The organism is Sphingomonas adhaesiva, from assembly GCF_002374855.1.
Classification (GTDB): Bacteria; Pseudomonadota; Alphaproteobacteria; order Sphingomonadales; family Sphingomonadaceae; genus Sphingomonas; species Sphingomonas adhaesiva.
The window spans coordinates 365213-379035 of the sequence record NZ_NWVC01000003.1; the positions used below are offsets into that span (position 1 = coordinate 365213).

Here is a 13823-nt window from a genome sequence, read left to right on the forward strand (position 1 = left end):
GGGCGCACGATGACGACATTCCTCACTGCCACGCGGATCGGTGTGGCGCTGGTGCCGCTGGCGTTCGCGGCCAGCCCGGCATCGGCACAGGCGGACGGCGGCACGATCTTTCGCCAGCGGTGCCAGATGTGCCACGTGACCACGCCGGGCGCGCGCGCCGGGCTGGGCCCGAACCTGGCCGGGGTGGGCGGGCGCAAGGCGGCCAGCACCGACTTCCTCTACTCGTCCGCGCTGCGCAACTCCAATCTGAAATGGGACAAGGCGACGCTCGACAAGTTCCTGCAAGCCCCGGCCAAGCTGGTGCCGGGGACGCGCATGGCGATCTCGATCGCCAATCCTGCCGATCGGGCCGCGGTCGTCAATTATCTGGTGTCGCTGCGCAAGTGATCGCGTGGCCGGCGGCGACCGCCGCCAGCACGTCGGGATAACGATCGACGATCGGCCCGAGTATCGCGAACAGCGGCGCCAGCCTCGCTTCATAGTGGCGCCAGTGATCCACCGCATCGGTGAAGATCGGGCGGCGGACCTGTTCGGAACTGGCGGTGCGCACCGCACGCTCGTTCTGCCAGAACGACAGGCACGCCGGTTCGAACGGCAGCCCGAGATAGGCGAGCAGCCGCTCGACCTCCCCCGGCGTGTCCTGCACCATCCGTTCGTAGATGACCCGATGCACCCGACCCGGCGCCGCGGCGTCATAAGCGGCCATGTGCGACACGTAATCGCGATAATAGCGGGCGATGTCGGTCAGGTCGTAGCTGAACGACTGTCCACGCGCGAAGTGCTGCTTCCAGCCCGAAAAGCAGCAGGCGATCGGATGGCGGCGGGCATCGATGATGCGTGCATTGGGCAGGATCATCCCGATCAGCCCGACGTGCTGCCAGTTGTTGGGCATCTTGTCGATGAACAGCGGTCGGTCGCTACGCCGGTGGACGCGCGTGCGTTCCAGATACTCCTCGCCCAGCCGCGTGCGGTCGGCGGGGGACAATGACGCGATCATCGTGCGGAAATCGGGAAACTCGCCCTCGTCGACGCGCGCCTGCAAGCGGCCGGCGATCATCATCATGTCGGGCAGCTCCATCGTCCCTTCCACCTGGCTGTGGCTGGACAATATCTGTTCGACCAGCGTCGAGCCGGAGCGCGGCAAGCCGACGATGAAGATCGGGTCGCGTGCGGGACAGCCGCCATCGCCCATGCCGGCCAGGAACGGTGCGGTGAACGTGGCGGTCGCGGCGGCCACCTCCGCGCCGAAATCATCGGCATCGTGCGCGATCATCGCGCGCCGCAGGCGGTTGCCGCGATCGTAGTGATCGAAGGCGGCGTCGTGGTCGCCCGCATCCTCCAGCGCCTTGCCCAGCGAGAAGTGCAGGTGGAAGACGTCCTCGCCGTGCGCCCCGTCGTGACCGGCCAGCGTAACGAGCGCGCCGCGCATCGCCGCAATGTCGCCCGCGTCGAGGCGGACGGTCTTCAGGTTGGCGAGGCTCCACCACGCCTCCCCCATCGTTGGTTGCAGGGCGACGGCGCGGCGATAGGCATCGACCGCGGCGGCCTGTCGCCCCAGCGTCTTTCGCACATGCCCCAGGTTCTGCCAAACCTGCGGCTGCGCCGGCTGCTGCGCCAGCAGCCGTTCGTAGATGTCTCCCGCCGCTTCCTGTTCGCCGAGCCGGACGAGGACGGAGGCTTTCAGCAGATCGTGCCCGGCCGCCTTCATCGGCGATTGCATCAGCATGTCGGCATGGGTCAGCGCCTCTTCCAGTCGGTTGCTCTGCAACAGCAGCCGGATGAGGAAGTCCCGTGCCAGGTCGAAGCCGGGCGCCATCGCGACCGCGCGTTCGACCAGCACGAGCGCGGCGGCGATATCCCCCTCGCGCCAGATGATCTCGCCCAGCAATCGGGTGCCGACGGGGTCGTCGGGGTGGCGGGTGCCGCGACGTTCCAGCCGTGCGCGCGCGTCGTCCAGCCGGCCGTCGTTCATGGCGACGGCGGCCTCGACCAGTTCGGGATCGCGCGACGCGGCATGGACGCCGGACAAGTCGGCGCGCCAGGCATCCTGCCCGCGTCCGGCGCGGCGCAGCGCGCGCGCCAGCAGGAACCAGCCATCGGCGATCGCGGGCTGTTGCCGCGTCAGACGCTCCAGCGCGTCGATCGCGCGATCATCATGGCCTAGTTCCATCGCGACATGCGCCAGTTCCCACCAAAGCGCCGGGACCGCGGGCAGGGGACGCGCCAGTACCTCGAGTCGCGGCAGCGCGGCCTGTGCCTTCCCCAGCCGGCGCAACGCCTGGCAGGCGAGCAGTTCCGCCGGGGGCAGGCCCGGCACGCGGCACAGCACGGCCTCGGCGCGCTCCAGCGCCTGACCGGGCCGGTCCTCCAGCAGCGCACCGGCGCGGGCCAGTTCTTCGCGGACGCCGTCTGCCACGCTTGCCGATACGTTTCCCATAACCCCCCGGTGTGAGCACGTGCACAAAAGCTAGGTCGAAAATCGGGGCCGGTCGAGGGGGCATCATCGCCACGGTCGTTCCCGAAAACCGCGCTTGACAGCGGCGTCATGATCGGCAGTATCCGAATCTAGGACGGTCGTTCTGGTTATGGCAACCGCGAACCGTCCTGCAGGGGAACGGCACAACGGGCGATCATCGGCAACCCTCCGCGCTTGGCGCGCGGGGGAAGGAGCCTTCGTACGCCGCGGTCGGGGTGTGTTTCGCTGACAGCGCAGGTGGTGACAAGGCAAGAGATCCGATGCGGGGGATCACACCCGAACGGACGCGCACCCGGAGAGGCCAAGCAACGCGTAATCGGGGGATTTTACGCATGGCCATTCGTTGCCGTTCTCGTGCCGCGCATCTTTGCGTGCTGGGCGCGACCACCATTCTGACGCCGATCGTTTTCGGCACCACCGCATCGGCGCAGGCCGCACAGGATCCGGCACCCGCCGCGCAGGAAGATGCCGGTCTGGGCGAGATCGTCGTCACCGCGACGCGCCGCGCGGAAAGCGTGCAGACCGTCCCGATCTCGATGCAGGCGCTGGGCGCCGAGAAGATGGAGCAGCGCCAGGTCAAGGGGTTGAGCGACCTTGCCACGCTGATGCCGTCGGTGTCGTTCGAAGGGATCGGGCCGGGGCGCAGCACCGCGTTCTTCCGCGGCATCGTGCCGGCGGGCGGCGCCTATGCCTCGGTCGGCTATTATCTGGACGATATTCCGATCACCGGCACGGAGGTGCCCGACATCCATGTCTACGACCTGGAACGGGTCGAGGCGCTGTCGGGACCGCAGGGCACGCTGTATGGCGCGGGGTCGCTGGCCGGGACGATCCGCTTCATCACCAACAAGCCGAAGCTGGGCAAGCTGGAATACGGCTACGACATGGAGCTGAACAAATACGGCAAGGGCGATTTCGGCGCGCAGTACCAAGGGTATCTGAACCTGCCGATCAACGATATCATGGCGCTGCGCACGATGGGCTATTACCGCAAGGACGGCGGCTATATCGACAATACGCCGAACAACGGCCGCTTCAACAACGGGGCGCCGGCGGTGTACACGCTGGGCGACGATAATCCCAACACCAGTTTCAGGGTCGACAATTCGGCGATCGCGCAGGATGATTACAATTCGATCAACGAATATGGCGGGCGCGCGCAGCTGCTGATCAGCCCGTGGGACGGATGGGACATCACGCCGGAGATCACCGCGCAGCGCCAGATCGCACGCGGCTATTTCGGCTATGATCCGCGCGTCGGCGACCTTCAGGTCCACGACTATAATCCCACGCGCAACGACGATCGCTGGTATCAGGCCGCGCTGTCGATCCACGGGCATATCGGCGACTGGGACGTCGTCTCCGCGACCGGTTACTTCAAGCGGCGGACCAAGACGCTCAACGACTATACCTATTACACCGTCACCTATGACGGCTTTGGTGCGGGGTACGAAAGCTACCTGCAATTCTTCGACAATTGCCGTGGCACCGGGGCCGCGCAGCAATGCCAGCTGATCGACCCGACGCAATATTATCACGCCGACACGCACCGCAACAAGTTCACGCAGGAAGTGCGGCTGACCACGCCGAAGACCTGGCCGTTCGACGTGACGCTGGGTGGTTTCTACCAGCGGCAGGCGAACGAGACGAACACCTATTACGCCATCCACGGTCTGGATCGGATCGTCGGCTATACCCAGGCCGGCGGCGGTGACGTGCCCGGCGGGCTGATCGGCGTCCCCGCGCTGTACGAAATCAGCAACGGCGCGTTCACGACGAACGTCATCAATCCCAACGGCAATCCGCTGGGCACCATGGCGCTGGGCACTCCGGCGGTGAAGCAGGACGGTTTCTACATCGTCGAGCAGAACCAACTGTACCACGACACCGCGATCTTCGCGGAAGGGCATTACAACATCACGCCCAAGCTGAAGATCACCGGGGGCATCCGCTATTTCTGGACCGACTACGCCGTAGTCGGCTTCGCCGGGGTCGCCGCGTCGGCGGCCAATACGGTCACGTCCTACTCCGTCCCTAGCAAGACGATGGGATGCCCGACGCCGCTTCCCGCGCAGCGGCTGCAATGCCTGAACACCAATTTCCGGGCGGCCGACCAGACCGGGCGCTACAGCGAGAGCGGCGAAACCCACAAGGTGGCGCTCAACTGGCAGATCACGCCGGACAAGATGGTCTATGCCAATTATTCCACCGGCTTCCGCCCCGGCGGGTTCAACCGACCGCTGCGGATCCGCTCGCTCGGGCCGGTCGACGTCGCACCGTTCAAGTCGGAAACGCTCACCAATTACGAACTGGGCTTCAAGACGACGTGGAACCGCATGTTCCGGTTCAACGCGGCCGTCTATTACGAGAAGTGGGACAATATCCAGTACAGCGTCGTCGTCGCCGGTGCGCAGGGTGCGGGGATGACCGGCAACGCCGGCAAGGCCGAGGTGAAGGGCGTGGAATATGACGCCGACCTGCGACTGGGCAAGGTGACGATCAGCACGTCGGGGGCGTATAACGACGGCAAGCTGAAGGGCAATTTCTGCAACTTCTCGGTCGATCCCGCGACGAAGCAGATCACTCAGCTGAGCAGCTGTCAGCTGGGGCAGTTCGTGCCGAATACCGCCCCGCCCACGCCGCAGGTCGCGGCCGCGGACGGCACCCGCCTGCCGCGCCAGCCGAAGTTCAAGGGCACGACGTCGATCCGCTACGACACCGCGATCGGCGATCTCGACACCTATCTTCAGGGCGCGGCGCTGTACCAGACGGGCGCGACGCAGGATCTGAACGTGTCGGACAACAACCTGCTGGTCTGCCCCGGCACCACCAGTCCCGGCGTCGCGTGCAGTACCAAGGGGTTCGTCAGCTTCGATTTCTCCGCCGGTATCAAGAAGGACAATTGGTCGCTGACCTTCTTCATCCAGAACGCCTTCGACAAACGTGGCCAGCTGACGACGAACACCTTCTGCTCGATCGCGTTCTGCTCGGGATCGTCGCGCATCTTCCCGATCAAGCCGCAGTTCTTCGGGATGCGTCTGGGTCAGAAGTTCTGAGCCCCGATACCGCCGGTGCGGCTCAGTCCGCGCCGGCGAGAATGGCCGACATCAGCGCGACGCGGCGGTCCGGCGGGTCCGTCGCGTCGATGCGTTGCGCGACGCAGGCCGCCATGCCGGTGATCTGCGCCACGGCGAAGCTGACGCCGTAAAGGTTGCGTGACGGCGCGACGCCCTCGATCGGGCGGGGATAGCCCGCCGCGCGCACGACATTCTGACCCGGAACGACACGCCAGGTCGCGCGCGGGCAGTCCCAGTCGAGGTCCACACCCAGCACGTCGGGCAATGCGCCGGGCCAGCACACGCTGTCGCCAGCGGTGCGCGCCGCGACGATCAGCACGCCGGCGGCCGCCGCTTCGGCGGTGACGGCGGCGAAGGCGTCGCGGTGCGCGGTGTTGGTGGAGCCGAGGCTGAGGTTCACGATGTCCGCGCGCGCGGCGATGCTCCAGCGGATCGCGGCGATCAGCGCGGCGGCGGATGCGCGCAACGCGTCGTGGAAGACGCGCACGGTCAGCAGTTCGGCATCGGGCGTGCGTTCCTGGATCGCGGCGGTGACGGCGGTGCCGTGTCCGAGCCGGTCGAGCAGCGCGTGCGGCGTGTCGTCGATCCGCCCTTCGCGATCGACCGCAACGCCGCCCGCCAGTCGCGCGGCGTCGATGTGTGGGTGGCGGGGATCCACGCCGCTGTCGATGATCGCGACGCGGATGCCGCGTCCGGTGGGCGGCGTCACGTGGCGGGGGCGAGGTCTGGTTGCGTCACGTGCGCGCGGCCGTCGGCGATGCGCACGATCATGTCGGCGCGTGCCGCCAGCGACGGCTTGTGCGTAATGACGATCAGCGTCACGTCGGGCATCGCCGCGCGCAGCCGACCGGCGACCAGCGCCTCCGTCTCCTCGTCCAGTGCCGATGTGGGTTCGTCGAGGATCAGCACGTCGGGGCGGCGCAGCACCGCGCGCGCCAGCGCCAGCCGCTGGCGTTCCCCGGCGGACAGGGCGTGGCCGCGCTCCCCGGTGCGGGTCGCCAGACCTAGCGGCAGGCGCGCGACGAGCGTGTCGAGGCCGGCGACATGCACCGCCTCCGCCATGCGATCGGCTTCGACGGCGTCGAGGCCGAAGGCGATGTTCGCGGCGATCGTGTCGTTAAAGACATGCGGCACCTGCTCGATCAGGATGATCCGTCGGCGCAGATCGTCGAGCCGGACGCCGCGGATGTCGGTGCCGTCGATGAGGATGCGTCCCGCGTCGACATCGTGATAGCGGACCAGCAGGTCCGCCAGCGTCGACTTGCCGACGCCGCTGGGCCCGAGGATCGCGCAGAAGGCGCCGGCCGGGATGATGAGGTCGACGTCGGTCAGCACCGCGTCGCGATCGTGGCGCCTGGCGACATGGTCGAAGCGGATATCGCGCGCGATCGGGGGCAGCGCGCGGGCGTCGGGCGCGTCGGTGACGTCGGGCGGCGTGTCGAACAGCGCGAAGATGCGCGCCAGCGAGACGCGCGTGGAGGCGAGGCCCGAACCCAGCCCCATCAGCACCTGGATCGGCGCGAACAGCCGCCCCTGATAGGTCATGAACGCCACCAGCGTGCCGATCGTCATGGTGCCGTCGACGATCATCGTGCCGCCGTACAGCACCACGGCGGCGGTGGAGGCGGTCAGCAGCGTGCCGGGCAGCGCGCCGGTGGCGAAGGAGGTGAGCTGCATGCGCAGCATCGCGGCGACGAAGGCGCGGTTATGCGCGCCGAAACGCGCCACTTCGCGCTCCCCGGCGCGCAGTGCGGTGACGGTGCGCATCCCCATGACGGTGTCGACCAGGAAGCTGCCGAGGTCGGCGCCGCGTTCGCGCATGTCGCGCGTCTGCGCGGTCAGGCGCCGCTGGCACAGCAGAAATGCGGCGAGGCACGCGGGGAGGAGGAGGGTGCCGACGACGAACAGGCGCCAGTTGAGCCACAGCATCAACGCGATGCTGCCGAGGAGGAACAGCACATTGCTGAGCACCGACAACAGGGTATCGGCGGCGACGCGCTGTACGTCGCTGACGTCGCTGTTGATGCGCGACATGAGGTCGCCGAGCCGGAAACCGGCGAAAAAGCGCGGTGAGAGCGTCTGGAGATGGCGCAGCAACGCCACGCGAATGTCGTACAGCATCGCCGCGGACAGCGCGACATAGCGGTAGCTGGCGAGCATGTTGAGCGCAAAGCCGACGATCGTCACGCCGAGCAGCGCGCCCGAAATCACGGCCAGCATTCGCAGATCGCCGCGCAGCAGCGCGTCGTCGATCATCAGTTTCGACAGATAGGGCTGCGCCAGATTGAGCGCGGTGGACAGCAGGCTGATCGCCAGCACGATGGCAAGGCGCGGTGCGTAAGGGCGCAGAAAGCGCCCCAGCCGACGGTAGGTGCGCCAGTCGGCGACCGCGGGCGGGGGGGCGGGAGGGGGCGGGGACGCGTTCACGCCGCCGCCATGCGGGGCACAAGGTCGAAATCGTGCAGGAGGTAACGAGGAGCGGGCATCGCGGAGAGGCGGTGCGTGCACGTTTCATGCCCCTGAATCAGCGCATCGTGCGCGGTGCGCCACCAGTGACCCGCCCCGCCGGCACGGTAGAACGGCACGCATAGCGCCAAGTGGCGCCGCATCGTGGCCAGCAGGAGCGCGTCATAATGCGCGATCAGCGCCGCCCGATCGCCCCCCGACGCGATTCCCGCGACGACCGCGGCGGCCAGAATCGCCGCGCGGATCGTCTGCGCGGTGCCGTCGCCGCCGATCGGGTCGAACGCGATCGCCGCCGACCCGCAACCGATCCAGTCCGCCCCGCTGGTTGTCGCCGCGAGCCGGGGAACCGGATCGAAGACCGCGGTCGCCCCGTCGGTGACGATGACGCGTGGGGCGACGTGGCGGCTGCGGTCGCACGCCTCGTCCAGCGGCAGGCCGACGGACAGCAGCCAGCCGGTGCGCGCGCCGCACGGGATCAGGAACAGCCAGCCGGCATCCAGCGATTCGATCCAGCAATCGTGCGCGTCGCGTTCATGGCGCAGCAGGACCGATGCGACGGTCGCGATCCGCGCGCCGAAGCGGGCCGGGGCGGGGAGCGCACGCGGATCGGTGACGATCGTCATGGCGGCAAGTTCGGCACCGTGCGACATCGGCGGGGCGGCGATCGCGGCGAGGGCGGCGGCGTCCACCACGATCGCGTCATGCGGCATCGCGACCGGATCGCCGCCGCCCCAGGCGACGATGCGCCGCGCGATCCGTGGCGCGTCGCCGAACAGATCGGGGCGGTCCATCACGTCGCGGATCAGCGCGAGCGCGGCGCCGCTGAGCATGACGGCGGGCGCGTGGCGGCGTTCGTGCGCGGTGGTGGTGACCGGCAGGCCGCGCCGGGCGAGGAGATGCGCGCAACAGGCCGCGGCGATGCCGCCCCCGGTGATCGTGACCCCGAACCCCGCATCCGCCATGACTATTGCGAGACGACCATCCCGGCCATCGTCGCGTCATTGCCGATGTCCCAGGTCTTCTCCAGCTTCAGCGTCTTCGTGTCATAGACCTCGATGTCGAAGCTGGCGCCGTAGATGTAGAGCTTCGTCCCGTCGCCCGACATGCCGAGCTGGAAACGCGTGCGGCACGGGAATTCCGCGGTCTCGACCAGCTTGTCGGTCGTCAGGTCGAAATGCCAGAATTCGCACCGCTTGTTGCCCAAAGTCCCCGTCGTCGCGACCGTATAGCCGTGCCTGCCGTCGGGCGTGACCTCCAGCCCGGCGAGCATCGCCGAGGCCGGGCCGATCGGCGCGAAGGTGAAGCGGCGCGACGTCAGGTCGAAGCGCGCCACCCCGAATACCTTGTTGTGGACGTAGGGGTCGGCGGCGTTGAACAGCGACACGAACTGCGTGGGCGAGCGCAGCGCCTCCACCCCGCCGCCGAACATGACGTTCTCGAACCCGCCGAGGTCGGATTTGGCCAGCTCGATCCGGTCGACCGCCTTCAGATCGGCGGTCGCGACGACGATCACCTTGTCGCGGAACACGTAGAGGAAGCGCGCGTCGGGGGAGATCGCGTAAGCGGCGCGATAGGGCGCGCCGGGCGTGTCGTCCTCCGCCGCCATATCGACCGCGCGCACGACCTTGTGCAGCTTCAGATCGACGACGGTATATTGCGGCTTGCCGATGCGATAGCGATCGACATCCTTGTCGATGCGTTCGGCGACGGTGTAGAAATAGCGGCCCGCCGCATCGGTGACACCGCTGTAGAAGCGGTATTTGGTGGTCGGCGTGTTCAGGCTGAAACTGTCGACGACGCGCCCGGTCGCCACGTCGTACGTCTCGATCCCGCCGGTGGTGATCGTGGAGACGTAGATGCGCTTGCGATCCGCCGATTCATGCAGTCCGGTCGGCAGCCCGGTGGCGAGCGGGATGCGGCGCGTGACCTGTCCGGCCGCTTCGTCGAACAGCAGCAGCACATTGGGGTAGCCGCCCATATAAAGCGTGCCGGCGCGCGCGGTAGCGGGCAGCCCCAACGCGAGCAGCAGGGCGGTGCACAGGGCGGCGGCGGTGCGAAGCAGGGTCATCGGGCGGTGCATCCTGAACGGGCGGACAAGCGACGCGGCGACTGGCGGCGGCAATTACGGGAAGACGAGGTCGAGGTTGCGCCAGTCCTTGGTCGCGACGGCGCAATTGCTGGCCCAGTCGGGCGAGTAATTGACGTGATCGGGCACCTGCACCGGCCAGAAGCAGGTGACGTAGCAATCGTAGATGTCGCGTTCGACCGGCTGGCAAAGCCCCGCGGTGCCGCCCCCGGCGTCGACTTCCCACCCGGGCGAGAAGGCGAGCGAGCAGCCCATCGGCACGTGCGGGCGCGGTTGCTGCTGCAGGGCGACGACGTCTTCCTCCAGCAGCGATGCGGCTTCGTCGATCCGCGCGGCCTTTTTGTTGAGCGGACGAAGATGCTTCATGACAGCGCCTTTCGTTGAGCGAAGCGTTCGAGGAAGGCCGGGTTCTTCACCGCCAGTTCGCCGTAGATGCGCAGGCAGCGATCGGTCCAGTCGCGGATCCAGTCGCAATAATGCAGGTTCGCGTGGCCGGTATCGCCGTAGCGGACGAACGCTTCGTGATGGCACCCACCCGCGCACAGCGGCCGTGCCCAGCAGCTCTGGCATTCGTATTTCGCATCGACATGCCCGCGCGCCAGGAAATCGCGCTGCCGCTCGCGGTCGATCCCGCTCGACACGTGCCCCATCGTGTGGGTGTCGGCATCGGTGAAGCGGTGGCACGGCGACAGATCGCCCGACGGGCTGACGCCCAGCAGCCCCAGACCGGCGCCGCACGGATGCGATTTGTGGACGCCCTGGATCAGTTCGCTGATCGTTTCGCTGACGTTGGAAAAGCCGTGCGACCGCCCGGCGATGGCATGGTCGAGCCATTCGTCGGCCAGCTGGTGGAATTGCGCCAGCACGCCGTCCATCTCCCCGGCGGCGAGCGAATAGCTACGCGCATCGCCGCTGGTGACGGGCGCGAAGCCGACTTCGTGAAAGCCCAGTTCGTCCTTCAGATGGCGATAGATGCGCAGCACGTCGGTGACGCCGTCGGTCAGCGTGACGCGCGCGGTGATTGCCCGCGTGCGGTGCCCCGCGATCAGCGCGCGCAGCCGGGGTTCGACCACCGCGTAGCTGCCCTTGCCGCTTTTATAGACGCGGTGCTTGTCCTGAAGGTCCGGCGGGCCGTCCATGCTGACGGTGACGCCGATTTCATGGTCCGACAGGAACGAGATGATCTCCGCGGTGATCAGCGTGGCGTTGGTGGTCAGGCTGAACCCGACGGTCTTGCCCGCCTCCGTTGCACGATCGGTGGCATAGGCGACGACCTGTTTCAGCAGCGGGAAGTTCATCAGCGTTTCGCCGCCGAAGAAGGTGATGTGCACCCCCTTGCGTGCCCCCGATTGCGCGATCAGCAGGTCGACCGATTCCCGGGCGGTGTCGATCGACATGTACTTCTTCTTGCCCTGCGGCGTCGCGATCTTGTCCGCGCCGAATTCGTAACAATAGGTGCAGGCAAGATTGCACTGGTTGGTGATGTTGAGGACCAGCGCCTGCAACGGGAAGTCGGCGGGCGGATGATCGGGCGCGGGGGCGGGGGCATAGGCCGCCTGGTCGCTGAGGATCACCCCGGCGAAGCGCAGTTCGCGGACCAGTTCGTCCGCATCGGCCGCGGGCATGCCGCGATCGGCGAGCGCGCGGACCAGATCGTCATGGTCGGCCGCGCCATCCTCCAGCAGGTCCAGCACCTGCGCGGCGGCGGCGTCCAGCTGGAAGATCGAGCCGGCGCCGACGACGTAGATGAAGCGCGCGTCGGCGGCGGCGAAGGCGCGATATTCGCCGGGGCGATAGCGGTGCGACAGCATCACGGTCATTGCGCGACCTCCGGTTGATCCCAGCGTTGATAGGCGGGCACCGCGACCACCAGATAGGCACGCGCGGTCAGCGGCTGGCCGAAGCGGTCCTTCTCCGTCTTCGCGGTGGCGACGACCCAGACGTCGCCGTAATTGTTGCGCCCGAAGCGGCGCGCCGGATTGGGGCCGTCGGCGGCGGGGGTGAACAGCGCGCCGGGGCCGAGCGTGCCGACGAACGCCTTGTCGTCGTCGTTCTGCACCGCCATGAACTCGTCGATCCGCCAGTCGACGTCGACCGGGCCGATCTTCACGTCGTCGGCGGTGTTCGGCTTGCCGTCCGGCCCGTTTTCGTAGCCGAACGCTTCGAACTGGCCATAGCCCTTGGGGTGTTTCTCCCCGCCCAGCCGCGCCAGGCCGGTGTCGGGAACGACCTTCAGATAGTCGATCGTGCGATAGACCGGCAGCGATTGCGGCAGGGTGGCGCCGCGCACGCCGACGTCGCGGCGCCCGGACACCGCATCGGCGGCGACATCGGCCAGCACCACCGCATCGCCCGGTGCGACGCTTTCGACCGCGCGCACGCTCACGCCGTCACCCAGGCTGACGTCGGCGGGGGCCAGATCCGCGGGCAGGTTCGCGCCGTAGATGTGGACGCGCGCCTTCGTCGTGCCGGCGCGCAGCGCGGCGGGCGCGACCGCGGCGATGGCGGGGGCGGTGCCCGCGCGGGTCAGTTTCACGTCGAAGCCGAATTCGTGATATTCGCCCCAGAACCAGCGACCCTCGGCGCTTTTCTGGTCCGGGGAGAACCACATCGTGTCGCGCGTCGGCGTCGCCGGATCGTCGACCGCGGCCGGCGCGGTCGGTCCGGCCGAGCGGCCGCGCCACGCATAGCCGCCATAGACCAGCCCGGTGCCCTGCCGCGTCAGCGCCTGCCCGGTGGCGAGCGAGCGCAGCGCGGTGGCGGTAACGAACTCGCCCGCCGCCTTGCCGGGGCGGATCGTCAGTTCGCCCACATAATCGCCGCGGCCGGGCAGATGCGTGGACACCAGCCACGTTCCGGCCAGATAGGGCGCGCGGATGCGCGGGCGCCAGCTGCCCCATTCCAGTGTGTGGAGCGGCGCGGTCTTCTGCATATAGTCCAGCGCGACCTGTCCGTTCATCACCGGCGGGGTGCCGGGGGCGGGCGGGGGCGCGCCGGGCGCGGGATCGGGCACGCGGCGATATTGCGCCTCCGCCTGCGAATACATCGCGACGTGCATGTCCTGCAGCAGCTTCCATTCGGTCTTCGACCGGCGCCACGACAGCGGCTGGGCGAAGGAGTGGCACGCGGCGCACGCCTGGCGCACGGTGTCGTTGGGGATGGCGGCTTCGTCGACGATGCGATGTTCGGGCAGGTACATGACCGGCCGCGCCTCCTCCGGCGCCAGCCCGTGGAAGTCGGCGAGGTAGCGCACGATCGCGCGCGATTCGTCCGGCGTCACCTGCAGGCCGTTGAGGCGCACCATCCGCTTGATCGCCTGCGCCCAGCCTTCCGGCGTGGTGCGGACCCAGGAGATGCGCGACAGGTTGCCCTTCGCATCGGGCGCATGGCAGGTGCCGCACTTCTCGCGCGTCAGGGCATCGGTGACGGGGATGCCCTCCTCCGTTTCGCCCGCGTTCGTGTCGGCGACCGGCGCCGGCGCGGCGGCGTCGCGGACGTTGGCGTGTGCGACCGCGACCATCGTCGCGCCCAGCCCCAGCAGGAGGAGCCGCTGGCCCCAGCGGCGCGGCCCGGCGCGGTCGGCGAAAGGCGGATTCGATGGGATCGTCATGCGCGTTCCGTCCCCCTAGACGTCAGCGGATCAGAGGCGCCCCGTTCGCCTCTGGACAAAGACTGTACGACCGTCCAATATTCGTCAAGCGGATTGTGCGGGTGCGAA

10 protein-coding genes are annotated in these 13823 nt (G+C 68.1%); 2 read left to right on the top strand and 8 right to left on the bottom strand.

The annotated features are described in order from the left end of the window. Positions 1-9: 9 nt before the first annotated feature. Positions 10-387 carry a c-type cytochrome gene (locus COA07_RS09065; protein WP_066708682.1) on the top strand — a complete coding sequence of 126 codons (378 nt, stop codon included), beginning with the start codon at positions 10-12 and terminating at the stop codon, positions 385-387. Here the strand turns inward: COA07_RS09065 and COA07_RS09070 are convergent. Then, complete coding sequence (locus COA07_RS09070) at positions 359-2437, bottom strand: tetratricopeptide repeat-containing sulfotransferase family protein (RefSeq protein ID WP_066708679.1); 2079 nt, start codon at positions 2435-2437, stop codon at positions 359-361. The two genes, COA07_RS09065 and COA07_RS09070, sit on opposite strands and share 29 nt — an antisense overlap. Before the next feature lie 371 nt (positions 2438-2808). Between COA07_RS09070 and COA07_RS09075 the strand changes: the two genes are divergently transcribed. Next, positions 2809-5532 carry a TonB-dependent receptor gene (locus COA07_RS09075; RefSeq protein ID WP_066708676.1) on the top strand — a complete coding sequence of 908 codons (2724 nt, stop codon included), beginning with the start codon at positions 2809-2811 and terminating at the stop codon, positions 5530-5532. 22 nt (positions 5533-5554) lie between these two features. On the opposite strand, the gene qhpE is transcribed toward COA07_RS09075, so the two are convergent. Genes qhpE through peaA form a run of 7 tightly spaced genes read right to left on the bottom strand, consistent with a single transcriptional unit; the run spans position 5555 to position 13715 of the window. Further along, positions 5555-6262 (bottom strand): subtilisin-like serine protease QhpE, encoded by a 708-nt coding sequence (gene qhpE, locus COA07_RS09080; protein WP_245842083.1) that lies wholly within the window; start codon positions 6260-6262, stop codon positions 5555-5557. After that, positions 6259-7980, bottom strand: a complete 1722-nt coding sequence (locus COA07_RS09085; protein WP_066708673.1) for an ABC transporter ATP-binding protein — start codon at positions 7978-7980, stop codon at positions 6259-6261. The genes qhpE and COA07_RS09085 overlap by 4 nt, the downstream gene beginning before the upstream one ends. Next, the gene (locus tag COA07_RS09090) at positions 7977-8981 is read right to left on the bottom strand and encodes a hypothetical protein (RefSeq protein WP_066708670.1); all 1005 of its coding nucleotides are present in this window, start codon (positions 8979-8981) and stop codon (positions 7977-7979) included. Before COA07_RS09090 ends, COA07_RS09085 begins: the two co-directional genes overlap by 4 nt. A gap of 2 nt (positions 8982-8983) precedes the next feature. Further along, positions 8984-10087 (bottom strand): YncE family protein, encoded by a 1104-nt coding sequence (locus COA07_RS09095; protein ID WP_066708668.1) that lies wholly within the window; start codon positions 10085-10087, stop codon positions 8984-8986. A gap of 54 nt (positions 10088-10141) precedes the next feature. Next, positions 10142-10471, bottom strand: coding sequence for a quinohemoprotein amine dehydrogenase subunit gamma (qhpC, locus tag COA07_RS09100; protein ID WP_066491558.1), 330 nt, complete (start codon positions 10469-10471; stop codon positions 10142-10144). Continuing rightward, the gene (peaB, locus tag COA07_RS09105) at positions 10468-11925 is read right to left on the bottom strand and encodes a quinohemoprotein amine dehydrogenase maturation protein (RefSeq protein ID WP_066708665.1); all 1458 of its coding nucleotides are present in this window, start codon (positions 11923-11925) and stop codon (positions 10468-10470) included. The genes qhpC and peaB overlap by 4 nt, the downstream gene beginning before the upstream one ends. Continuing rightward, positions 11922-13715, bottom strand: a complete 1794-nt coding sequence (gene peaA / locus COA07_RS09110; protein ID WP_245842084.1) for a quinohemoprotein amine dehydrogenase subunit alpha — start codon at positions 13713-13715, stop codon at positions 11922-11924. The genes peaB and peaA overlap by 4 nt, the downstream gene beginning before the upstream one ends. Positions 13716-13823: the final 108 nt, after the last annotated feature.